The sequence below is a fragment of the Halolamina rubra genome (assembly GCF_000739555.1).
GTDB lineage: Archaea > Halobacteriota > Halobacteria > Halobacteriales > Haloferacaceae > Halolamina > Halolamina rubra.
This window is the reverse complement of the sequence record NZ_BBJN01000042.1, coordinates 13,577-34,112: the sequence shown is the minus strand read 5'-3', so window position 1 is coordinate 34,112 and position 20,536 is coordinate 13,577. Positions and strand designations below refer to the sequence as shown.

Below are 20,536 nucleotides of genomic sequence, written 5' to 3'. Positions count from 1 at the left end.
GTCGGGAAGACGACGACGGCGCTCGGGCTCGCCGCCGCGCTCCCGGACCGCCCGCTCGTCGTCGACGCCGACCGGGACATGCCCGACCTCCACGCGCTCGCCGGCGTCCCGCGCTCGGACACGGACTCGATCGACGCGCCACCGCTCGCCGGGGACCAGGACTGCCACGTCCTCCCGGTGCCAGAGGGTGATCTCCCACCGTCCCAGGACCGGCTGGCGCAGGTCCGAGCGAACTGGGAGACCAGCGAGGACCCCGCGCCGATACTGATCGACACGCCGGCGGGCGCCGGCGTCGACGCCGCGACGCCCCTGCAGGCCGCCGACGGCGTCGTGCTGATCAGCACGGCCTGTGCCCCGGCGCTCCGGGACGCCGCCAAGACCGCCGCGATGGCTCGGGCGGTCGACACGCCGGTCGTCGGCGCCGTGCTGACCCGCACCGCCGTCCGCCCGCCCAACGCCGCCGAACTGCTCGGCTGTCCGGTGCTGGCGACGGTTCCGGCGGTCGACGGCCGGCCGCTCGACGCCCGACGGGTCCGGGACAGCTACGAGCGAGCCGCGGCCGCGCTCCGGGAGCGAACGACGTTGTAACTGCCTGATAACTGCACGGAACGCTTTTGGCCCCCAAACGAGTAACGGTGGCCATGGCTCGGCGGCTCTCGACCGGTATCAACGTCCTCGACCGCGAGCTCGAGGGCGGACTCCCGGCGGGCTCCATCGTGCTGCTCTCGGCGGAGCCCGCCAGCCAGTCGGAGCTGTTCCTCTACGAACTCACGGCCGCGCGGCCGACGCTGTACCTGACGACCGTTCGGTCCGACCAGGCCGTCGTCGACGGCATCGAGCGGACGAACACCCGGACGGGCGACCCGAACGTCCGCGACGTGGGCGGCGACGCGCCGCTGGACAAGGCGAACCGCCTGATCGGCACGCTCCCTGAGGGGGCGACGCTGATCATCGACGTCGTCGACAGCCTGGAGCGCTACGACCGCGCCCGGTTCCGGCGGTTCCTCAACGAGCTCCAGACGGTGATGGTGAACACGGGCGGGCTCGCGATCCTCCACGGGCTGAACGGCGTCGACGTGCCGGACAACCGCGACGTGACCGCCCACGTCGCCGACGTGGTGTTCGACCTGCGGACGACGATCACCAACGCCGAGATCGAGAACCGGCTCGTCGTCCCCAAGTTCCGCGGCGGCAAGGCGCTGGCCGAACCGATCAAGCTCCGGCTGGCCGAGAGCGTCAACATCGACACCTCCCGGGACATCGCCTGACCCGTTCGCTCCCGAACCGTCCGTTCCGCACCCCGACGCCACTCAGTTCTCGCCGCGTGCGACCACGCCGCTGCCGCTCGCCCGAACAGCGCCGCGGCCGTGACGATTGGCTCGCCGTCGGCGTCGGCCGAGACCGTCCAGCGCTCCCTCCCGTCCGCGACCGCTCGAGCGGTGAGCCCCCCGTCGCCGTCCGAGAAGATCACTGCGTCGCCGGCGACGGTCGGCGTGCCGACCCGGCCGTCGTCCGCCTCGTGGCGCCACGCTTCCTCGCCGCTCCGGTCGATCGCGTACAGTCGGTCACCCGCGGGCACGAACACGTGTCCGTCACCGACGGCCATCGCCTGCGGGTCGGGCTCCGGCACGGTGACCGTCCAGCGCCGCTCGCCATCGGTACCCAGCGCGATCACCGTTCCGTGGCTACGAACGACCACGAGCTCCCCGCTCACCACCGGTCCCTCGGTGACGGCGCCGGTCGAGACGCTCCAGCGCTCCCCACCGTCGTCGGCGTCGAGCGCGACGACGCCCGTGTTCCCGGACTGCGAGCCGAGGTACAGCGTGCCGTCCTGGATCGCCACGGCGTTCGCGAACGTTCGCCCGCCCTCGCCGGCGTCGATGCGGCGGCGCCAGCGCACGTCACCCTCCAGCGCGCCGAGTGCGTGCACCCGGCCGCGCCAGTCGGCGACGTAGACGACGCCGTCGGCGACGGTCGGCGCCGCCGTGAGCCGGGCGTCGACGTCGTAGAGCCACTCCTCCTCGCCGTACCGCGGGTGGAAGCAGACGACGCGGCCGCGCTCGGTCGATCGCTTCGCGGCGACGACGACCCGCTCCGGGCTCACGGCCGGGGCGCCGTTGGGGTCGACTCGGAGCGGAACCTGCCAGCGGAGCTCCCCGTCGCGGGGCGAGAGGGCGTACAGCCGGTAGCGTGATCGTGCGATCTCGTTGACGGCGTCGACCGGCACGTACAGGTCACCGTCGAACAGCGACGGCGTGCCGACAGCACGAACCTCGTCGAACTCGGTCCGCCAGACCGTCTCCGGTTCGCTCGGGCCCGCGTCCACTCGACGCGTGTGGCCCGCGTCCCGACCGTCCATCGGCCAGTCCCCGTCGACGGTTCCGAGTTCGTTCGAGGCCGAGTCGACCGAGAGACAGCCGGAGAGCGCGACACCGGCGCCGAGGGCGGCGAGCAGGTTACGGCGCGTCGTGGAGGGCATACACCCCCTCTCCCGGCGGTGAGAAGTTGAATCCTGTGGCCCGCGATTCTGTATCGCGAATAACGGTTCACAAGTTGCGCTCGCACCACTCTCGGCCGATCCGGCGAACCCGGATCGACCGTTACGTCCTTCCGCTGTCGCCCCCTCGCCCCGACAAATGAGCCATCGAGGGGCCGCGATCGACGTGCGGGAGCTGACGGTCCGGTTCGAGGACGTGCTCGCCCTCGATTCGGTCTCCCTCTCGGTCGACGCCGGCGAGTTCGTCACCGTCGTCGGCCCCTCTGGCTGCGGGAAGACCACCCTGCTCCGGAGCGTCGGCGGCCTCCAGTCCCCCACGGGGGGCGAGATCAGCGTCGACGGTGCGGCGCCCGAATCCGCGCAGGCGGCGGGCGAGCTCGGCGTCGTCTTCCAGTCACAGACGCTGTTCCCCTGGAAGACCGCCCTGGAGAACGTCACGTTCCTGCGGGAACTCGCCGGCCGTGAGCCCGAACCCGACCGGGCCCGCCAGCGACTCGTCGCCGCCGGCCTCGGCGACGCCGTCGACGCCTACCCCCGGGAGCTCTCCGGCGGAATGCGCCAGCGCGTGGCGATCGTCCGCGCGATGCATCTCGGGGCGTCGACGCTGCTGATGGACGAGCCGTTCGGCGAGCTCGACGAGCTCACGCGGTACGACATGGCTGCCTCACTGCTCGATAGCTGGCGCGACACCGACCGGACGGTGCTGTTCGTCACCCACAGCGTCCCCGAGGCGGTGCTGCTGGGCGACAGGGTGGTCGTGATGGCCGACAGCCCCGGGCGAATCGTCGATCGCGTCCCCGTCGCGCTGTCCCGCCCCCGGGACGAGGCGACGATGGACACCGCGGCGTTCGCCGATCAGGTCGCCGAAATCAGGCAGGTGCTCCGACAGAACCGCCCCGCGGAACCGGACCGATGAACGCCGACCGCTTCCCCGGGTGGGTCTACCCCGTCGCGGCGCTGGCCGGCGCCGTGGTCCTCTGGGGAGCGTTCGTGAGCCTGTTCGACGTCCCGGCGTACCTGCTCCCCCACCCGATCGAGGTGGGGCGTCGGCTGGCGGCCGATCCCGGGCTCTACGTCGACGCCGCCGTGGCGACGACGGTGAAGGTGCTCGTCGGCGGCGCCGCGGGGACGCTCGCGGGCTTCCTCCTCGGCGTCGCCGTCGGCGAACTCCCCTCCCTCTGGCGGGCGATCGCGCCGTACTTGATCGCCGCGCGGGTGCTCCCGGTCGTCGCGATCGCGCCGCTGCTGTTGATCTACTTCGGCACCGGGTTCGCCACCGGGATCGCGTTCGTCGCGCTGATGGCGCTGTTCCCGATGGCGGTCAGCACCGCCGCCGGCTTCCGGCGGACGCCCGAGGCGGCGCTGGATCTCGCGGCCTCCGTCGACGCCCCGCGGCACCGCGTCCTGCTCGGAATACGGCTCCCCTACGCCGTCCCCGACGTCGTCGGCGGCCTCCGGCAGTCGGCGACGCTGGCCGTCGTCGGCAGCGTGCTCGCGGAGTGGTTCGTCGCCGACAGCGGGCTCGGCTACCTGATCCTCGTCGCCGCCGAGAACGTCCGGCCGGACGTGCTACTCGCCGCCCTCTCGCTCGTGTTCCTGGTCGGGTTCGCGCTCTACGGCGCCGTCGACCTGCTCGGCTCACGGCTCCGCCGGATCGTGGCCTGATCAGCCGTGGCCCCAGCGACGGGTTACCCCCCGTTCGAGCAGCGCCGCGGCACCGTAGAACGACACCCCAAACAGCGCGATCACGAGGAGGTACGCGAACAGCTCCGCTGTCCGGACGAACCGACCCGCCGCCCAGACCCCGGCGCCGAGGCCGCCACGGAGCGTGAGCAGTTCGGCGACGACGGTGCCCGTCACTGCGAGCGCGGCGCCGAGTTTTACCCCCGCGAACACGCTGGGAAGCGCCGCCGGCACGCGGACGGCGCGGAACGTCTGCCAGCTCGAGGCATCGACCGTCGCCAGCAGGTCGAGGTACGACGCCGGCGGCGAGGCGAGCCCGTCGATCGAGGCGACGGTGACCGGGAACGTCGTCATCAGCGAGACGAGCAGGATCCGGACGGGGATCCCCGTCCCGAACCAGAGCAACACCAGCGGCGCCACCGCGGTCAGCGGCGCGATCCGGAACCCGACGACCGCCGGCTCGACGATCGTCCGCCCCGGGGCCGAGCCGACCGCCACGAACGCGAGCGCCAGCCCGAACGCCGTTCCGAGCCCGAGCCCGCCCGCGGCCGTCATCACCGAGATAGCCGTCGCGCGGGCGAACGCGGCCGGTTCGGCGAGCACGGCGCCGACGACCGAGGCCGGTGTGGGGAGCAGTATCGGCGGCGTCGACGCCGCGGCGACGGTCCACCAGCCGAGGAGTACGACCGCCACCGCGGCGGGGGGCCACACTCGTTCGACCAGCCGCGAGCGCTCGGTCATCAACCGATCACGAAACCCGTTCGGCGTACCCCCCGACGTACCGGTCGTCGGTGTCGAGGTACTCGTTCGTCCAGACGGCCGACGGGTCGGCGACCTCGCCCGACTCAGCCTCGCGGAGCGCGTCGGCGACGGTGGTCCAGGGGGCGGACTCGTGCCAGCCCCAGCCGTGCTCCTCGACCGCGGGGCCGACGACGTGGGCCGCGGCCATCCGGTCCCACGTCGCCCGGGTCTGCTCGCGAACCGGGGCGAGGCTCTCGTTCGCCTCGACGACGGCGTCGACGCCGGCCTCGGGGTTGTTCGTTGCCCACGCGGCGCCGCGGGCGGTCGCCCGGAGGAACGCGCGGACGGTCTCGGGGTTCTCGGCGGCGTAGTCGGGCGCGGTCGCGAGCAGGTGGCCGTACGCCGGCACCTCGGTCGCGATATCGAGGCTGTCGACGGTCGCGCCCTGGTACCGGGCGTCGATGGCGTCGCCGAACACGCCGCCCGCGGCGTCGACGTCGCCGTCGAGCAGGCGCTGGACGGTGTTGTAGCCGGCGTCGACGAGCTCGACCGACTCCCGGACGCCGACGGCTTCGAGGTAGAGCTCGGTCAGCTGCCGCACCATCCCCGGGCCCGTGCCGAGGCGCGTATCGGCGAGCTGCTCGGGGTCCTCGAGCGGTTCGCCCAGCGACTCACGCGTCGCGAACACGACCGTCGGGGTTCGCTGCATCATCACGCCGACCGAGGAGACGGCGACGCCGCCGCCGTTGGTCAGCAGCACCTGATCGCCGCTGGTGACGGCGAACTCCGCGTTCCCCAGTCCGGCCTGTCGAGCCGCGAAGTCGGAGCCGTCGCCGCCGCGGATCTCCGCCAGGGTGATCCCTTCCGCCTCGTAGAACCCCTGCGCTCTGGCGGCGTAGTACGGCACGTGGAGGCCGTTCGGCGTCCAGTTCAACAGCAGGCTCACGCGCTCGCGGTCGTCGGCTCCAGGGACGCCGAGACAGCCGGCGGTGAGGGCACCCGCACCGAGTGACGCGAGGACCGAGCGTCGGCTCCGGGACACGTCCGTCTCCAAACGGGCCGCGTGACGTAAGCGTAGCGGAAGTTCGTAGCCGAACGGCTACGCTCTCGACACGTATATTCTGCCCGATATTCGCACGACAGCGTCGGGATTCACTGCTCCGATAACGGAACCGATAAACGGGTCAGCACCCTACCCTGAAAGCGTGAACGTACCCGACAGCACCAGCCGACGGTCTCTCCTTCGAACGATCGGTGCGGGCGTCGCCACCACCGCCGTGGTCGGCGGCACGGCGGCCGCACAGGAGTCCGACACGGAGACGGCTTCCGGCGAGACCCACGAGGTCAGCATGGTCACGAGCGACGACGGCGACTACTACTTCGACCCCATCGGCCTGCACGTCCAGCCGGGGGACACGATCCGCTGGACGATCGAGAGCGGCTCCCACAACGTCGTCTCCTACGACGAGCGCATCCCGGAGGCGCCGACAGCTTCGATACCGAGATCATCAGCGAGGGCTCTCACGAGCTGACGTTCTCCACCGAGGGCACGTACGACTACTACTGCATGCCCCACCAGTCGCTGGGGATGGTCGGCCGGTTCGTCGTCGGCGAGCCCGGCGGCCCCGCGGAGGGGAGCAGCCCCGAACACGGCGAAGTGCCCGAGTCGAGCGCGATCGTCGAGCAGGGGTCGATCGCCTACGCCGACTTCCAGGGCGGCGACGCGACGGCGACGCCCGAGAGCACGCCGACGAGCACGGCGACGGCCACCGCGACCGCCGCGGACGAGGACGACGAGGCCACCGAGGCCAGCGGGCCCGGGTTCACGGCGACCGGCGCGCTGGGGGCGATCGGCGCCGGCGCGCTGCTGCGGGCCTACCGGAACCGCGACGAGTAACCCCTCGGGGGGTCGAGCGGCGATTTTTCGACGTATATTTTCGGGGCTCGAGTCGAGCCAGTATACCCGAGTTCTGTATCGCGAGATACGGTTTACCTGTCGCCGTTCAGTCGAAGCGGTAGACGTGTGAGAGGTACGTCTCCCGAACCTGATCCCCCCAGTTGTGGGTGTACGTGTCGATCACGTCGCTGGCGACGTCGCCGCGGAGGTACTTCACGACCCCCCTGTCGCCAGTGCGGTCCCGGAGGTGAGTGGTGAAGAAGTGCCGGAAGTAGTGGGGGGTGACGTTCTCCCCCGCCCCGGCGCCGGTCTCGTACCAGCCCATCTCCTCGGCGTAGCCGCGGACGTAGTGGCGCACCGCCCGCGCGGAGAGGCGCTGCCCCCAGTCGTTGGCCGTCGAGACGAACAGCGGGTCGGCGTCGCTCGGCGTGTCCGGTCGAATCGCCAGCCAGCGTCGAAGTGAGCGCCGGAGCTCGTCGTCGACGGGGATCACCGTCGAGCGCTTGCGCTTGTTCGACTCCTCGCGGAGCTCGCCGTTGTAGGCCTCGCCGCGAGTGGGGGCGCTGTCGACGTAGACGGCGTCGCCGCGGCCGTCCAGCTGTGGCCGCCCGTCGAGCTCGTACCCGGAGAGTCCGGGCGCCGACAGCCGCAGATCCCGACAGTCGAGGTTACAGAGCTCGCCCACACGCATCCCGGTTTTCAGCAGCGTGAGTACCACCGCGTGATGCAGCGGGTGGCTGATCCGGCCCACGAACGCACCCATCGTCGCCACGTCCACGTCGCGCCGTTCGGGGTCTTTCTCGATGGACTCGTCCATCTCCTCCATCACCAGCGCCATGGGGTTCTCGTCGAACGCGCCGACCCGGTTCATGTAGTCGTAGAACCGGTTGACGGTGGTCGCGTACGTCGCGACGGTGCTGGGTGAGAGCTCGTCCCGCAGCGAGTGGACCCAGGCGAGGCAGTCCCGATGGCCAGCCGCGCCGGCGTCGACGCCCCGGTCGTCGAGGAACGTCGCGAAGCCTCTGAGCACCCGCTCGTAGGCGTCACGCGTCCGCTCGGCCCGGCCGTGCATCTCCATGTCCTCGAGGTAGTAGTCGACGGGGTCGGCCACCTCGGGTTCGACCTGTCTACTCGCCATCGAGGACGTACCCCCCCTTCCGGCCGCTGTAGCGGATCTCCTCGGACTCCTGGGTGATGCGGTCGAGTCGGTCCTCGAAGTCGCCGAGCACGGCGTCGACGAGCTCCTCCCAGTCGACCGCCTCCTCGTCCGCGAGCGTCTCGCGCACCCGCGTTTCGAGCCCGTCACCCCTGGGGTCGTCGCCCCGAGAACTGCCTTCCTCGGGGTTCCTCGTGGTCCCCGCCTCGTCGGCCGCCTCGAAGCCGCTGCGACCCGCCTGGACCATCGTCCGGACGAACTCGCTCTGACTCATCCCGAGCTCGTCGGCGGCCTCGCGCCACGCCTCGCGCTGGTGGGCGGGGACTCTCGTCTTCACCTGGACCGTCTCGGTGTCGGCGTCGTCGCCCATGGGCTGTGTCTCTGTCGGGGGCTACATCAACGTACCGGAAGGGGGGATTAGGGCACTAATCCTCTCAGTAGGGACCGATTACCTCACCACTTCCGGTCCCGATTCCGACGATTACGAGTTTTCGGTACCGCCTATGTCGATCAGTTGCTCGCTGAATGGCGGTCCCGCACACGTCGATCACTGGGTGAGTTCGAACGGCGGTTCGGCGTCGGCCGGCAGTGGGTTCTCGTAGCCGTCGACCTCGGCCTCGAACTCCGCCTGTGCTGCGGCCAGTTTCTCCTCGTCGGTGAGCAGATCCAGCGTCGTGCCGGCTAGGAGTTTGGCGGCGTACGGCACCGCCGTCCGCCCGAAGTCGCCGTTGGCGACGACGGCCTGCCAGGAGTGGCCGGGCGTGCCCAGCGCCCACGTCGTCGCGCGGAACTGTGCGGTGGGGGCGATCTGGCTCACCTCGCCCACGTCGGTCGAGCCGCCGCCGGCCTCGCCCTCGTCGAAGGCGTCCATCGGTTCGCCGTACAGCGCGGCGTCGGCAGCCGCCTCGTCGTGTGGCGGTTCGAACTCCGAGAGACTGTCGGCGAGGGCCCCGTCGGGGAACGTCTCCTGCAGTCGGGCCGCGAGTTCGTGGGCGTCGTCGTCGAACTCGACGGCGCCGAGGTCGGCCATGTTCTCCCGGAACGTGTCCGCGATGACGCCGTTGGAGACGAGGCGGTGACAGCCCGTGTAGTAGCGCTCGTCGACGCTCGTTCGGCTCATCGTCGCCGCGCCGTCGGCGATCTCGCGCAGCCAGTCGGTCACGCGCTCGACGCCCTCGCGGGTGGGCGCGCGGACGAAGTACCAGACCGAGGCTTCCGCCGGCACGACGTTCGGCGCGTCGCCGCCCTCCTGGACGTTGTAGTGGACGCGCACCTCCTCGGGCACGTGTTCGCGCATGTACTCGACGCCCGTGTTGAGCAGTTGGACAGCGTCCAGCGCGCTCCGGCCGGACTCCGGCGACGCCGCGGCGTGGGCGCTCTCCCCCTCGAAGGTGAACGAGAGGGAGTCGAGCGCGAGCGAGCTCCCGCGCTGCGGTGCGGTGTGGTCGCTCGGGTGCCACGTGACCGCGGCGTCGAGGTCGTCGAACACGCCGTCGCGGGCCATGAACGTCTTCCCGACCAGCGTCTCCTCGGCGGGGCAGCCGTAGAACCGTACTTCGCCAGCGGCGTCGCCCCGCTCGAGCGCCCTGGCGACGGCGATCGCGGCGCCGACGCCCGCCGTGCCGAACAGGTTGTGGCCGCAGCCGTGGCCCGGGGAGCCGGCCTCGATCGGCTCACGCTCCGCGCTGACGGCCTGTGAGAGCCCCGGCAGCGCGTCGTACTCGCCGAGGATCCCGATCGTCGGCCCGTCGCCGGCCGCGTAGCTCGCGACGAAGGCTGTCGGCATGTCGCCGACGGGAGCCTCGATCTCGAAGCCGGCCTCCGCGAGCGTCTCCCGGAGCAGCCTGCTCGCACGCTCCTCGTGGAGCCCCAGCTCCGGGTGCTCCCACTGCTCCACCGCCAGTTCGTCCAACCGTTCGGCCAGGTCGTCGACGTCCGCGAACAGTCGCTGTTTCACGCCCCGAGCGCAGGCTGGCGGGGGCTTAACTCCTCGGCCGCCGGTGACTGGTACCTCTTCCGGCGTCTCGTCGTGGCGCTGCCGCGACTTGTAAACTCCATGCAGCTATACCGAAGTCCGGTCGTTTCTTCCCCTTCCACCCGCAGGGGGCAACGGACGGGAGCGGGCCGGAAACTGGTGATACGGGCCGGTCTCGAAGTTGTACTCCCCGGGGCGATATCCCCGGAAGCTAACCGCCCCGCAGCCGAAGGCGTCGGCATGAGCGAAACCGCGAACGCTGAGGAACGGACGGTCCGAGTCATCGGGGCGCCGACGGACTACGGGCAGGATCGCCGTGGCGTCGACATGGGGCCGTCGGCGATCCGCTACGGGGGGCTGAGCGACAGGCTGGGGGAGGCCGGTGTGGCGACCGAGGACGCGGGCGACCTCCTGGTTCCGCGGGCCGAGGAGCGCGACCCCGACTACCGGACCCCGAGCGCGGGGAAGGCCCGGTTCCTCAGGGAGACCGAGGACGTGTGTAGCCGGCTCGCCGACGAGGTGCGGGAGTCGCTCGCGGAGAGCACCACGCCGCTGGTGCTGGGCGGCGACCACTCGATCGCGATCGGGACCGTCTCGGGCGCCGCCGCCGCGGCCGACGTCGGCGCCGTCTGGTTCGACGCCCACGGTGACCTGAACACGCCGACGACGACGCCCTCCGGCAACGTCCACGGGATGCCGCTCGCGGCGCTGCTGGGGATCGAGGAGTGGGCGGGCGTCGACTGGGCCAACGCCCCGCGGCTCGCCCCCGAGAACGTCGCCATCGTCGGCCTGCGGTCGCTCGACGACGCCGAGCGCGAGATCCTGCTGGACAGCCCGATCAGCGCCTTCACGATGTCCGAGATCGACGACCGGGGGCTGGCCGCCGTCGTCGACGAGGCGCTGGCGATCGCCAGTGACGGCACCGAGGGGTACCACGTCAGCCTCGACCTCGACTGGCTGGACCCGACGATCGCCCCCGGCGTCGGCACGCCGGTCCGCGGCGGCGTCGACTACCGCGAGGCCCACCACGCGATGGAGCAGGTCGCCGAGGACGGCGGCATGCGCTCGATGGAGCTGGTCGAGGTGAACCCGACGCTCGACGAGCACAACGAGACCGCGGAGCTGGCGGTGGAGCTCGCGGCCAGCGCGTTCGGCAAGCGCATCCTCTGACGTATCCACGTCCGTGCATTTCTCGTCGGGTTCGGAGGGCAACGTTTACACTCCCGTGCTCATACTCTCCGGGCATGTCCGAGACCGTGCTGGTGGTCGGCGGCGGCGGTCGGGAGCACGCGATCACGCGTGCGCTCTCGCCCGACGCCGAGGTTTACGCGCTATCGAGCAACCGTAACCCCGGGATCGCCGCGCTGGCGGCCGGAACCGAGACGGCCGAGGAGACCGACACCGACGCGGTCGTCGATTACGCCGAGTCCGTCGGCGCCGACGCGGCGGTCGTGGGGCCCGAGGCGGCGCTCGCGGCGGGCGTCGCCGACGCGCTGAACGCGGCGGGCGTGTTCACGTTCGGCCCGACCGCCGACGCCGCCCGGATCGAGACCGACAAGGCGTTCCAGCGGGAGTTCATGGCCGCCCACGACATCCCGGGGACGCCGGAGTTCGAGACGTTCGACGACGCCGAGGCGGCCGCCGACTACGTCGAGTCCGTGGACGACGACGTGGCGGTCAAGCCGACGGGGCTCACCGGCGGGAAGGGCGTCCGGGTGACCGGCGACCAGGTGAGCCACGAGGAGGCCGCGGCGTACGTCCGGGACAGCGACCACGACGAGTGGGTGATCGAGGAGCGACTGGTCGGCGAGGAGTTCACCGTCCAGGCGTTCGTCACCGACGGGACGGTGCGGCCGACCCCGGCCGTCCAGGACCACAAGCGCGCCTACGAGGGCGACGAGGGCCCGAACACGGGGGGGATGGGGAGCTACAGCGACGCGGGGCCGGCGCTCCCGTTCATGACCCAGGCGGACTACCTCGACGCCGTCGACGTGCTCGAGGCGACCGTCGACGCGCTCCCCGAGTACACCGGCGTCCTCTACGGCCAGTTCATGCTGACCGCCGAGGGGCCGAAGGTGGTGGAGTTCAACGCCCGCTTCGGCGACCCCGAGGCGATGAACGTGCTCCCGGTGATGGAGACACCGCTGCTCGACGTCGTCACGGCCGCGCGGGAGGGCGAACGGCTCCCGGAACCGCGGTTCGCGAACCGCGCGACGGTCTGTAAGTACGCCGTCCCGGCGGGCTACCCGACCGACCCGGATTCGGGCGCGGAGATCGAGGTCGACGAGTCGACGGTCGACGCGGCCGCCGCGAAACACGGCGGCGACGCGTTGCTGTTCTACGCCTCCGTCGACGCCCGGGAGACGGGGCTGTTCACGACGACCTCGCGCTCGTTCGCCGTCGTGGGCGTCGCCGACGACATCCCGACGGCGGAGGCGATCGCCGCGGACGCGCTCGATGCCGCGGGCGACGGGCTCCGGGTCCGGAAGGACATCGGGACCGCGGAGCTGGTCCGGTCGCGCGTCGACCACATGGCGTCGCTACGGGACTGAAACGGTGAGGAGGAGGCGTTACTCGAACTGTTGGACCACTTCGAGGTCGCGGTCGGTCCGCATGAACTGTGCGAGCCGGCGCGTGGCGTGACAGTCGGGGCAGCTCAGGTTCTGGTCGGTGGCTGGAAGGTCGCTGGGGCTCGACTCCCACTCCTTGTTACACTCCGGGCACAGTAGACGGACGAACGCTTCGACCATGTGCCTGCGTGGGGCCCGACAGCCGATAAAGCTTGTCGCGGACTCAGGCCGGGTGGGTGAGGTTCGCCATCAGCTGGCGGATGTTGGGTCCCTCCTCGTCCTCGCGCTCCTGTGGGAAGATCCCGATCGGCACCACCACGTCCGACTCGTGGTTGAAGTTCGCGATGAGCAGGAACACCGGCACCTCGTTGCCGTCGACGGTGACGGTCGCCGAGAGCTTCGTGACCGTCCGGGTGGAGCCGAGCACGTCGACCTCCTCCTCGGACTCGCGGCTCACGTCGCTCATCCCGTCGAACCGCTGCTGGAAGCGCTGGGCGAGCTCCTCGTTGCTCATGTCCGAGATGGGGTTGAACGTCTGCCCGGCGACCTTCACCTGCGGGGAGGTAAACGCCGCGAACACGCCGACGTCGGAGCTCCCGAGCGGGCCGAGATCGATCTCCTTCCGGTACTCGGTCACCGTGTTGGTGATGTTCACGTCCTGCCCGGCGAACGTCCGGGTCATCGTCGGCTCGCGCTGGCCGGTCCGTTCGTACCCCGTGTCACCGTTGTCGGTCACCGCGAACTCGGCGCTGAAGCTCGTCGATCCACTACAGCCGGCCAGCCCGGCGATGCCGGCGACGGTCAGCGTACCAACTGCTCGGCGGGTTAGCTCCATGGGCTCAGTTCCCCCGAGACCGGTATAAGCTTCGTGGCCGTCGTGGCGCGCGAACGACACGTCGTCGACGGGTTGTGGCGGATTCAGCTCCCCGGGAGGATGTCGCCGAGCGCGCCGCCGATCGCCATCCCGACGAAACAGACGGCCGTCTGACAGAGCGCGACCCACGGCTCCGCCCAGTCGACGCGACCCCAGCCGGTCATCATCGCGAACGCCGCGAGGGCGGCGATCGTGAGCAGCCCCGTCGGTCGGCGCGGGATCACGCCGAAGAACGGGTCCACGACCCGGACGTCCTGGATCTCGGCCACGTACAGCAGCCCCGCCACGATGGCGACCCCCGACAGGACCGTCCCCACGAAGAGGAGCGGATGGCGCGCGAGGTACGCCCCCGCCTCGAGCGTACCGCCCTCGATCGCCATCGGGATCCCGAACACGACGCTCCCCACCAGCGCCTCGGCGGCGTCGTGGCGGTCGAACCCCTTGATCACGCGACCGAACACCGGTTCGGGGTCGTCGATGCGTCTGGCCATCCGGATGGTCTCGCGCACGCGGGACTGGGTCTCCTGGTCCTCGTCGGCGACCGCGAGTTCGAGCGCCTCCAGTTCGTCGAGCAGGTCGTCCACGTCCGGCTCCTCCTCGCTCTCGGCGGCCATTCAGCCACCTCCCGACGCGGTGGCGGCTCCGTTCGGGACGCCCCGACTCGCCCCGGCGGCGGTGCTCGTCATGACCGGGAGGGCGGCGGCGCCGAAGGTAAGCGTTGGGCTGACGGCGAGCGGTCGACACGCGCGGGATCGCTCGCACTCCGGCCCAGTCTCCCGCGCGGCGGCTCTCAGGTCACGGGGGCGCTGGTCCCGGCCTCCCGTTTCAACGTTCGCCCGGACGCTCAAGTACGGGGGCGCGACCACGTCCGACATGCCTAAACTGGCCGCCGCCCAGTCGTCGGTAGTGAGTTGGCGCGACCTGTTCGGCCACCCCGAACCCTACCCCGAGCAGCGCGACGGCATCGAGGCGGCCGTCGAAGCGGCCGAAGACGGCGGCTTCCTCGCGCTCGAGGGCGCTGCGGCACGGGGAAGACGATGCTCGCGCTCTCGGCGGGGCTCGACCGCGTGCGCGATCCGGAGTCGGGGTTCGAGCGCGTGCTCGTGTTGACGAGCGTGAAGCAGCAGCTCCGCCAGTTTGAGGACGACCTCCGGACGATCAACGAGAACCTCCCCGAGGGGCACGACCCCGTCTCGGGGCTCACGCTCGTCGGGAAGGCCGACGTCTGTCCGTACGCCCGCGAGAACCGCGGCGGCGTCGACGACGAGAACGTGTACGACCGCTGTGAGGGGCTGCGCGAGCGCACGCGCAACCTCGTCGGCGACGGCGGCCCGACGACGGCGGACGCGCTGGCGAGCCAGGCCCGCAGCCAGCAGGTGGGGATCGCCGACTCGGGGAGCGACGGCGCCGACTACCTCGAGACCGCCGGCGAGCCGACGCCGTACCGGCCCGACACCGAAGAGTACGGCACCGGCACGGGGAGCACGGAGTACTGCCCGTTCTACGCGCAGTACCTCGCCGACCTCCCGGAGGACGGCGACCCCGCGGAGGCGGTGCCGTTCGACTTCACCGACCGAGGGCTGATCGACACGGGGGAGCTGGTGGGGATGGCGGCGGGCCACGGCAGCTGCCCCCACTCGGTGATGGGCGCGATCCTCCCGCACGTCGAGGTCGTGGTCGGGAACTACTACCACGCGTTCGACCCCACCACCTCCGGGCAGTTCACGGGGGCGCTCGTCGACGACTCGACGTACGTCGTCTGCGACGAGGCGCACATGCTCGAACCGCGCGTCCGGGAGCTCGTGAGCGACGGCGTGGGCGACCGGACGCTACGGGACGCGGTCTCGGAGCTGACCCGGGTCGTGCAGGCGGTGGAGTTCGACGACGAGGGCACCCCCTCGACCGGCGGCGACGACGCCGACCTCGTCCGCGGGGAACTGCAGGAGAGCGACGTGAAGCTCGACGAGCTCCGCACGTTGCGGGAGTTCTGCGAGTCGCTCCGCGAGGAGCTCGACCGGCGGGTGAAAGCCCACCTCGACAGTGAGCGGCCGGGCTGGCGGGCGGAGCTGACCGACCTCGAGGACGCCGAACTCCCGCTCCGGGACCCCGAGACGCCCGAGCCCGACGAGATCACCGAGTGGGCCGAGCGCGAGGGGTTCGGCGAGGCGGTCTGGTCGCGGGCCGAGGTCGTCGGCGCCGTCGTCGCCCGGATCCTGAACGAGGTGGAGGAGGAGGACGCCGCCCGGTCGGTCACCGCGGTCGGCCGCGTGCTGAACGCGTGGTACCGCGAGGACCACGAGTCGTTCTTCCGGGAGATCGAGCTCTCCCGGACGTGGGACGAGACCGAGCGGCCGGACTCCTGGGGCCGGGCGTACAACGCACGGCTCTCGCTGCACAACTGCGTCCCGAGCCGGGCCATCGGCGACCGCCTCGCGGAGTTCGGCGGCGGCGTGCTGATGTCGGCGACGCTCGAGCCGCTCGACGTGTTCCGGGAGGTGACGGGGCTGAACCACCTCGAAGCGGAGGGCCGACCCGTCTCCACCCGGAGCTACGGGCTCGGCTTCCCCGAGGGGAACCGCGAGTCGTTCGCCGTCGACGCGCCGAAGTTCACCTACGGCAACCGCGGCGCCCCCGGCGAGGAGAACGAGTGCCGGCGGCTGCACGTCGACGCCGCCGCGACGGTCGCGCGCTCCCCGGGGAACGTGCTCGTCGGGATGCCGAGCTACGGCGAGGCGGAGTGGATGGCCGGGGAGCTCGAGGACCGACTCGACAAGCCCGTGCTGCTCGACAGCTCCTCGACGGACGAGGTGACCGAGGAGCTGAAAGCCGAGTTCTTCCGGGGCGACCCGAAGGTGCTGGTGACGAGCATCCGCGGCACGCTCACCGAGGGCGTCGACTACCAGGGGGACCGCCTCGCGGCCGCGGTGGTGTGTGGCGTCCCGATAATCAACACCGCCTCACCCCGGACGCGGGCGGTGCGGACGGCGTACGACCGCGAGTTCGGTGACGGGTTCGAGACGGCGCTGACCGTCCCCGCGGTCCGGAAGGCCCGGCAGGCGATCGGTCGCGTGATCCGCGGCCCCGAGGAGGTGGGGATCCGCGCGCTCGTCGACGCCCGGTACGCTCGGCAGTCGTGGAACTCCGTCCGGGAGTACCTCCCCGAACGGGAGCGCGAGGAGTTCCAGCCCGTCTCGCCGGACATGCTTCAACTCGGCGTCGAGCGGTTCTGGGACGCGCACCGCTGAACCAGGGAGATGCGTCGGCGCCGGGTGGCCCGCGAGATCGCTACCGGTCGTCCGTCGCCGCCGGCTCCTCCTCCGGCTGCTCGCCGTTCCGGGCGAGCCCCTCCACCGTCGGCTCCCTCTCGTGGTCGAGCGTCGACGCCGCGGCGACGAGGAAGCCGAACATCGCCGCCAGCAGCGCGATGCTGCCGATCGCGCCGACCGCGATGGCGGAGACCGTGGGCGAGAGGATCTCCCGCGCCGTGAACACGAACACCGTCGCGGCCGCGGCGACGGCGACGGCCACGCGGAGGAACCGTTCCCACGCGATCTCCCGGAACAACGCCGGCGCCACCGCTGGGGGCTCCTGCACGGTGGGCTCGGGCGCGCCGGCGATCGTGTGCCCGAGCGAGTGGACCCCCTGCGCGATGGCGAGCCCGGCGGCGAAGTTGAGGAAGGCGACGAACGACACCACCGCGACCTGCCCCTCGAGGAGGAACGCCGACCCCAGCGCCAGCAGCGACGAGACGCCGACGATCACGTACACAACCAGTGACCGAACCCGGAACTCACGGAGCCGCTGGAGCGTCCCGTTCATGGAACCGGGTACGTCGGCCAGCGCAATCAACTGTGTGAGGAGTGACACGATCTGGTAAGCAACCCTCACTATCCTGAACTATTTATACCCACAAGCCAAGCTGGGAGGTTGTATGTCAACAAGCGACAGTAGCGGCGGAGTGATCGAACGGATCGGGTTCCGGATGTCCGAGATCGTCGAGCGGTGGATGCCGAGCCCGTTCGTGTTCGCCATCCTCCTGACCTACATCGTGTTCGCGGCGGGGCTCGCGACGGGGTCGGGGCCGGTCGACCTGCTCCAGTACTGGTACGACGGGTTCTGGGCGTTCCTCGGCTTCTCGATGCAGATGGTGCTGATCCTGATGACCGGGTTCGTCATCGCCTACCACCCGCGGGTGAACGACCTGCTCCAGCGGCTGGCCCGGGTTCCGGCGACCGGCGCGCAGGCCGCCGCGTTCGTGGGTTTCATCTCGATGTCGCTGGCGTGGATCCACTGGGGGTTCAGCCTCATCATGGGCGCCATCTTCGCCCGCGAGATGGGGAAGGCCGCCCACGAGGAGGGCATCGACGCCCACTACCCGCTGCTGGCGGTCGGCGGCTACATGGGGCTCGGGCTGACGTGGCACTGGGGGCTCTCGGCGTCGGCGCCGCTGCAGCTGACCGACGCCAACAACATCGGCGAGGGGACCGGGTTCGACTTCCTCACCTCGACGGTGCCGGCGTCGGAGACCATCTTCCACCCCTACGCGATCGCGCTCACGATCCTCTCGATCGTGTTCGCGACGCTGGTGCTGTACGTCCTCGCGCCCTCGGGCGATCGAGCGAAGGGGATCACCGAGTACGTCGACGAGGAGGAGCTGTTCGACGCGACCGGCGGCGGCGCGGGCGACGAGGCGGCCGCCGAGGCGGCCGCGGAGGCCGTCGACGAGGAGCCGACGACCGACGGCCGAGTGCCGGCCCAGCGACTGAACAACAGCCGCGTGCTCGGCGGGCTGGTCGCGCTGCTCGGCGTGCTGATCCTCGCCACGCAGTTCGCCCAGAGCGGGATGGGCGCGTTCACGCTGAACGCGGTCAACTTCGGCTTCCTGTTCGCCGGACTGCTCGTGTACCAGCGACCCTCCTACTACCGCGAGCGGTTCAACGACGCCGCCGGCGCCGCCGCGGGCATCGTGCTCCTGTTCCCGTTCTTCGCGGGGATCCAGGGGATCATGACCGGCTCGGGGCTGGCGATGCTGCTCGCCGAGGCGCTGCTCAGCGTGTCGACGGCCGGCACCTACCCCGTCGTCGCGTGGGTCACCGGCGCCATCGCGAACCTGTTCGTCCCCTCCGGCGGCGGCGAGTGGCTCGTCGTCGGGCCGTCGGTGCTGCAGGCCGCACAGGACCTCGGCGTCCCCTACGGCCAGGCGACGATCGCCTACGCGGTCGGTGACGCCCACACGAACCTGCTCAACCCGTTCTGGGCGCTGCCGCTGCTGGCGATCACCGGCGTGAAGGCCCGGGAGATGTTCGGCTACGCGATCGCGATGCTGCTGGCGCTGATCCCGTTCCTCGCGATCGTGCTGTGGGCCGTCCCGTACTGAGCTCGAACCGACTCCGCCCTCCACCATGCGCCGCCCGTACTACGGCTGGGCCGTCGTCGCGGCGTCGTTTCTCGGCACGTTCGTCGTCTTCGGCCTGAGCTACTCCTTCGGCGTGTTCCTCGAGCGCATCGTCGACGCGTTCGGCGGCTCCAGGGGGCTGAGCTCGCTCGCCTTCGGCGTCCAGACCGTCGCCATCTACGTCGGTGCGAGCGGGCTGGGGGTGCTGATCGACCGCTACGGCACCCGGCGGATGCTCGTCGTCGGCACGCTGCTTACCGTCGGCGGGCTGGCCGCGGCGAGTCGGGCGACGAGCCTCCCGACGCTGATCCTGAGCTACGGGGTCGTGACCGGCGTGGGGCTGAGCGTCGTCTACGTCGTCGCTTACGGCACCGTCACGCGCTGGTTCGACCGCCGGCTCGGGCTCGCGGGCGGGCTCTCCTCGGCGGGGCTCGGGGCGGGGATGTTCGTCGTCGTCCCCGCGGCGGCGTGGCTGCTGGCGGTGGCGGGCTGGCGAACTGTGCTGCTCCGACTGGCAGTCGTCTCTGGGGCCCTGCTGCTGCTCGCGTCGCTGCTGATCCGCGACGACCCGGCGTCGGCGGGCGTCGATCCGCCGTCCGGGGAGTTCGTCGGCGCGCCGCCGACGCCGAACCGCCGCCCCCTGCGCGAGCAGTTCGACGGCGTGCGGCGGGTCGCGCTCACGCCCGCGTTCGGGCTGCTGGCGATCGGCTGGGTGCTCGTCTACACGACGCTGTACGCCGTGCTCGCCCACCTGGTGCTGTACGCCGAGGGGATCGGCCTCCCGGGCTGGGTCGGCCCGTGGTCGCTGGCGCTGGTCGGACTCACGAGCGCGGTCGGGCGCGTGGGGATCGGCCACGTCGCCGACACGGCCGGGCGACTGCGGACGTTCGTGGTCTGCTCGGCGGCGATGGGGGCGGCGACGCTGTGGCTGGTCGTCGCCGACTCGGTCGCGGGCGTGCTCGCGTTCGCGGTCGCGTACGGGCTGGCCTACGGCGGCAACGGCGCGCTGCTCTCGCCGCTCACCGCCGCGCTGTTCGGCCGCGACCAGATCAACGCGGTGTTCGGCCTGCTCTCGATGGCGTTCGCGGTGTCGGGGCTGCTCGCGCCCCCGGCGGCCGGCGCGACGTACGACGCGCTCGGGACGTACGACCCGGCGTTCGTCGCCGCCGGCGTCGCCGCGATCGTCGGCGCCGTGGCGATCCGGATCGCCGGCAGGTGGGCCCGCTGAGACCGCCCAGTCAGTTCCCCCGTGACCGTTCTTCGGCGTGCTCGAACGTCGAGGCGGCGCCGATGAGGAACGCGATGATCGCCGTCACGACCGCGATCGAGCCGATCGCGCCGACGGCGATCGTCGACAGCGCCGGGGGGAGCACTGTCGTCGCGGTGAACACGAACGTCGCGGTGACGGCGGCGATGACCGTGACGATGCGGAGGAACCGCTCCCACGCGATCTCCTCGAACATGGGTGGCTGGGCCGAGCTGTCCGCGCTCATAGTTCACCCGTGATACCCTCGTACTCGTCCTCGGTGAACGTGTTCCCGAGCGAGTGGACCGAGTGGGAGACCCAGAGCCCCGCCGTGAAGTTCACGAACGCGACGAACGAGACGAGCTGGACCTGGCCAGAGAGGAGGAACGCCGAGCCGATCGCGGCGACGAACGTCACGGCCATCATCGAGTGGACGACGAGCGAACGGGTTCCGAACTCCCGGAGCTGCTTCAGTTGTTCGTACATTAACGTGTGTTCGTTC

At 71.1% G+C, this 20,536-nt stretch carries 21 protein-coding genes and 2 pseudogenes; 11 read left to right on the top strand and 12 right to left on the bottom strand.

The genetic code is table 11. The annotated features are described in order from the left end of the window. On the top strand, nucleotides 1–588 hold a 588-nt coding region (locus ACP95_RS11875), incomplete at its 5' end, for a nucleotide-binding protein (protein WP_049981413.1). Between the two features lie 53 nt (nucleotides 589–641). After that, complete coding sequence (locus ACP95_RS15380) at nucleotides 642–1,268, top strand: RAD55 family ATPase (RefSeq protein ID WP_082224673.1); 627 nt, start codon at nucleotides 642–644, stop codon at nucleotides 1,266–1,268. 104 nt (nucleotides 1,269–1,372) lie between these two features. Here ACP95_RS15380 and ACP95_RS11865 read toward each other — a convergent pair. Beyond that, nucleotides 1,373–2,359 (bottom strand): annotated as a pseudogene (locus ACP95_RS11865) (outer membrane protein assembly factor BamB family protein); the annotation flags it as partial. A gap of 277 nt (nucleotides 2,360–2,636) precedes the next feature. On the opposite strand from ACP95_RS11865, the gene ACP95_RS11860 reads away from it, so the two are divergent. Both ACP95_RS11860 and ACP95_RS11855 read left to right on the top strand, forming a co-directional pair. Then, nucleotides 2,637–3,413 carry an ABC transporter ATP-binding protein gene (locus ACP95_RS11860; protein ID WP_049981411.1) on the top strand — a complete coding sequence of 259 codons (777 nt, stop codon included), beginning with the start codon at nucleotides 2,637–2,639 and terminating at the stop codon, nucleotides 3,411–3,413. Next, nucleotides 3,410–4,162 carry an ABC transporter permease gene (locus ACP95_RS11855; RefSeq protein ID WP_049981410.1) on the top strand — a complete coding sequence of 251 codons (753 nt, stop codon included), beginning with the start codon at nucleotides 3,410–3,412 and terminating at the stop codon, nucleotides 4,160–4,162. Before ACP95_RS11860 ends, ACP95_RS11855 begins: the two co-directional genes overlap by 4 nt. Here ACP95_RS11855 and ACP95_RS11850 read toward each other — a convergent pair whose 3' ends face one another. Both ACP95_RS11850 and ACP95_RS11845 read right to left on the bottom strand, forming a co-directional pair. Beyond that, nucleotides 4,163–4,921: an ABC transporter permease gene (locus ACP95_RS11850; protein WP_049981409.1), complete on the bottom strand. Its 759-nt coding sequence runs from the start codon at nucleotides 4,919–4,921 to the stop codon at nucleotides 4,163–4,165. 7 nt (nucleotides 4,922–4,928) lie between these two features. Beyond that, nucleotides 4,929–5,963 (bottom strand): ABC transporter substrate-binding protein, encoded by a 1,035-nt coding sequence (locus tag ACP95_RS11845; protein WP_049981415.1) that lies wholly within the window; start codon nucleotides 5,961–5,963, stop codon nucleotides 4,929–4,931. A gap of 163 nt (nucleotides 5,964–6,126) precedes the next feature. Here ACP95_RS11845 and ACP95_RS16145 point away from each other — a divergent pair, with 163 nt between their 5' ends. Beyond that, nucleotides 6,127–6,453, top strand: a complete 327-nt coding sequence (locus ACP95_RS16145; RefSeq protein ID WP_049981408.1) for a hypothetical protein — start codon at nucleotides 6,127–6,129, stop codon at nucleotides 6,451–6,453. A 35-nt stretch (nucleotides 6,454–6,488) separates the two neighbouring features. After that, complete coding sequence (locus ACP95_RS15375; RefSeq protein WP_049981407.1) at nucleotides 6,489–6,818, top strand: hypothetical protein; 330 nt, start codon at nucleotides 6,489–6,491, stop codon at nucleotides 6,816–6,818. A 106-nt stretch (nucleotides 6,819–6,924) separates the two neighbouring features. Here ACP95_RS15375 and ACP95_RS11830 read toward each other — a convergent pair whose 3' ends face one another. The 3 genes from ACP95_RS11830 to ACP95_RS11820 all read right to left on the bottom strand — a co-directional run bounded on the left by ACP95_RS11830 (nucleotide 6,925) and on the right by ACP95_RS11820 (nucleotide 9,931). Next, nucleotides 6,925–7,956: a tyrosine-type recombinase/integrase gene (locus tag ACP95_RS11830; protein ID WP_049981406.1), complete on the bottom strand. Its 1,032-nt coding sequence runs from the start codon at nucleotides 7,954–7,956 to the stop codon at nucleotides 6,925–6,927. Next, nucleotides 7,946–8,344, bottom strand: a complete 399-nt coding sequence (locus ACP95_RS11825) for a DUF5805 domain-containing protein (RefSeq protein ID WP_049981405.1) — start codon at nucleotides 8,342–8,344, stop codon at nucleotides 7,946–7,948. Before ACP95_RS11825 ends, ACP95_RS11830 begins: the two co-directional genes overlap by 11 nt. A gap of 177 nt (nucleotides 8,345–8,521) precedes the next feature. Then, entirely contained in the window at nucleotides 8,522–9,931 is a 1,410-nt protein-coding gene (locus tag ACP95_RS11820) for an amidohydrolase (RefSeq protein WP_049981404.1), read from the bottom strand. Between the two features lie 258 nt (nucleotides 9,932–10,189). Here ACP95_RS11820 and rocF point away from each other — a divergent pair, with 258 nt between their 5' ends. Both rocF and purD read left to right on the top strand, forming a co-directional pair. Further along, nucleotides 10,190–11,119 (top strand): arginase, encoded by a 930-nt coding sequence (gene rocF / locus ACP95_RS11815; RefSeq protein WP_049981403.1) that lies wholly within the window; start codon nucleotides 10,190–10,192, stop codon nucleotides 11,117–11,119. Nucleotides 11,120–11,193: 74 nt separating this feature from the next. Further along, nucleotides 11,194–12,501, top strand: a complete 1,308-nt coding sequence (gene purD, locus ACP95_RS11810; RefSeq protein ID WP_049981402.1) for a phosphoribosylamine--glycine ligase — start codon at nucleotides 11,194–11,196, stop codon at nucleotides 12,499–12,501. A gap of 18 nt (nucleotides 12,502–12,519) precedes the next feature. Here purD and ACP95_RS11805 read toward each other — a convergent pair whose 3' ends face one another. The 3 genes from ACP95_RS11805 to ACP95_RS11795 all read right to left on the bottom strand — a co-directional run bounded on the left by ACP95_RS11805 (nucleotide 12,520) and on the right by ACP95_RS11795 (nucleotide 14,007). Beyond that, on the bottom strand, nucleotides 12,520–12,699 hold the full coding sequence (locus ACP95_RS11805) for a DUF7836 family putative zinc-binding protein (protein ID WP_049981401.1): 180 nt from the start codon (nucleotides 12,697–12,699) through the stop codon (nucleotides 12,520–12,522). A gap of 43 nt (nucleotides 12,700–12,742) precedes the next feature. Then, nucleotides 12,743–13,354 (bottom strand): DUF6517 family protein, encoded by a 612-nt coding sequence (locus tag ACP95_RS11800; protein WP_049981400.1) that lies wholly within the window; start codon nucleotides 13,352–13,354, stop codon nucleotides 12,743–12,745. Between the two features lie 83 nt (nucleotides 13,355–13,437). Beyond that, entirely contained in the window at nucleotides 13,438–14,007 is a 570-nt protein-coding gene (locus tag ACP95_RS11795; protein ID WP_049981399.1) for a hypothetical protein, read from the bottom strand. A 259-nt stretch (nucleotides 14,008–14,266) separates the two neighbouring features. Between ACP95_RS11795 and ACP95_RS11790 the strand changes: the two are divergent. Continuing rightward, nucleotides 14,267–16,638: pseudogene (locus tag ACP95_RS11790) on the top strand (ATP-dependent DNA helicase). A gap of 40 nt (nucleotides 16,639–16,678) precedes the next feature. On the opposite strand, the gene ACP95_RS11785 reads toward ACP95_RS11790, so the two are convergent. Then, nucleotides 16,679–17,212 carry a hypothetical protein gene (locus ACP95_RS11785; RefSeq protein ID WP_049981398.1) on the bottom strand — a complete coding sequence of 178 codons (534 nt, stop codon included), beginning with the start codon at nucleotides 17,210–17,212 and terminating at the stop codon, nucleotides 16,679–16,681. Between the two features lie 112 nt (nucleotides 17,213–17,324). Between ACP95_RS11785 and ACP95_RS11780 the strand changes: the two genes are divergently transcribed. Next, nucleotides 17,325–18,770, top strand: a complete 1,446-nt coding sequence (locus ACP95_RS11780) for a short-chain fatty acid transporter (protein WP_082224672.1) — start codon at nucleotides 17,325–17,327, stop codon at nucleotides 18,768–18,770. A 25-nt stretch (nucleotides 18,771–18,795) separates the two neighbouring features. Beyond that, nucleotides 18,796–20,016, top strand: a complete 1,221-nt coding sequence (locus ACP95_RS11775; RefSeq protein WP_049981397.1) for an MFS transporter — start codon at nucleotides 18,796–18,798, stop codon at nucleotides 20,014–20,016. A 10-nt stretch (nucleotides 20,017–20,026) separates the two neighbouring features. Here the strand turns inward: ACP95_RS11775 and ACP95_RS11770 are convergent, their stop codons facing one another. Together ACP95_RS11770 and ACP95_RS11765 are read right to left on the bottom strand one after the other, a co-directional pair. After that, on the bottom strand, nucleotides 20,027–20,281 hold the full coding sequence (locus ACP95_RS11770; protein ID WP_154018534.1) for a hypothetical protein: 255 nt from the start codon (nucleotides 20,279–20,281) through the stop codon (nucleotides 20,027–20,029). After that, complete coding sequence (locus ACP95_RS11765) at nucleotides 20,278–20,520, bottom strand: hypothetical protein (RefSeq protein ID WP_049981395.1); 243 nt, start codon at nucleotides 20,518–20,520, stop codon at nucleotides 20,278–20,280. The genes ACP95_RS11770 and ACP95_RS11765 overlap by 4 nt, the downstream gene beginning before the upstream one ends. Nucleotides 20,521–20,536 lie beyond the last annotated feature (16 nt).

Coding starts and splice junctions, on each gene's coding strand:
- ACP95_RS15380 (WP_082224673.1), top strand. CDS start 642: ATGGCTCGGCGGCTCTCGACCGGTATCAACGTCCTCGACCGCGAGCTC.
- ACP95_RS11860 (WP_049981411.1), top strand. CDS start 2,637: ATGAGCCATCGAGGGGCCGCGATCGACGTGCGGGAGCTGACGGTCCGG.
- ACP95_RS11855 (WP_049981410.1), top strand. CDS start 3,410: ATGAACGCCGACCGCTTCCCCGGGTGGGTCTACCCCGTCGCGGCGCTG.
- ACP95_RS11850 (WP_049981409.1), bottom strand. CDS start 4,921: ATGACCGAGCGCTCGCGGCTGGTCGAACGAGTGTGGCCCCCCGCCGCG.
- ACP95_RS15375 (WP_049981407.1), top strand. CDS start 6,489: ATGCCCCACCAGTCGCTGGGGATGGTCGGCCGGTTCGTCGTCGGCGAG.
- ACP95_RS11830 (WP_049981406.1), bottom strand. CDS start 7,956: ATGGCGAGTAGACAGGTCGAACCCGAGGTGGCCGACCCCGTCGACTAC.
- ACP95_RS11825 (WP_049981405.1), bottom strand. CDS start 8,344: ATGGGCGACGACGCCGACACCGAGACGGTCCAGGTGAAGACGAGAGTC.
- rocF (WP_049981403.1), top strand. CDS start 10,190: ATGAGCGAAACCGCGAACGCTGAGGAACGGACGGTCCGAGTCATCGGG.
- purD (WP_049981402.1), top strand. CDS start 11,194: ATGTCCGAGACCGTGCTGGTGGTCGGCGGCGGCGGTCGGGAGCACGCG.
- ACP95_RS11805 (WP_049981401.1), bottom strand. CDS start 12,699: ATGGTCGAAGCGTTCGTCCGTCTACTGTGCCCGGAGTGTAACAAGGAG.
- ACP95_RS11800 (WP_049981400.1), bottom strand. CDS start 13,354: ATGGAGCTAACCCGCCGAGCAGTTGGTACGCTGACCGTCGCCGGCATC.
- ACP95_RS11795 (WP_049981399.1), bottom strand. CDS start 14,007: ATGGCCGCCGAGAGCGAGGAGGAGCCGGACGTGGACGACCTGCTCGAC.
- ACP95_RS11785 (WP_049981398.1), bottom strand. CDS start 17,212: ATGAACGGGACGCTCCAGCGGCTCCGTGAGTTCCGGGTTCGGTCACTG.
- ACP95_RS11780 (WP_082224672.1), top strand. CDS start 17,325: ATGTCAACAAGCGACAGTAGCGGCGGAGTGATCGAACGGATCGGGTTC.
- ACP95_RS11775 (WP_049981397.1), top strand. CDS start 18,796: ATGCGCCGCCCGTACTACGGCTGGGCCGTCGTCGCGGCGTCGTTTCTC.
- ACP95_RS11770 (WP_154018534.1), bottom strand. CDS start 20,281: ATGAGCGCGGACAGCTCGGCCCAGCCACCCATGTTCGAGGAGATCGCG.
- ACP95_RS11765 (WP_049981395.1), bottom strand. CDS start 20,520: ATGTACGAACAACTGAAGCAGCTCCGGGAGTTCGGAACCCGTTCGCTC.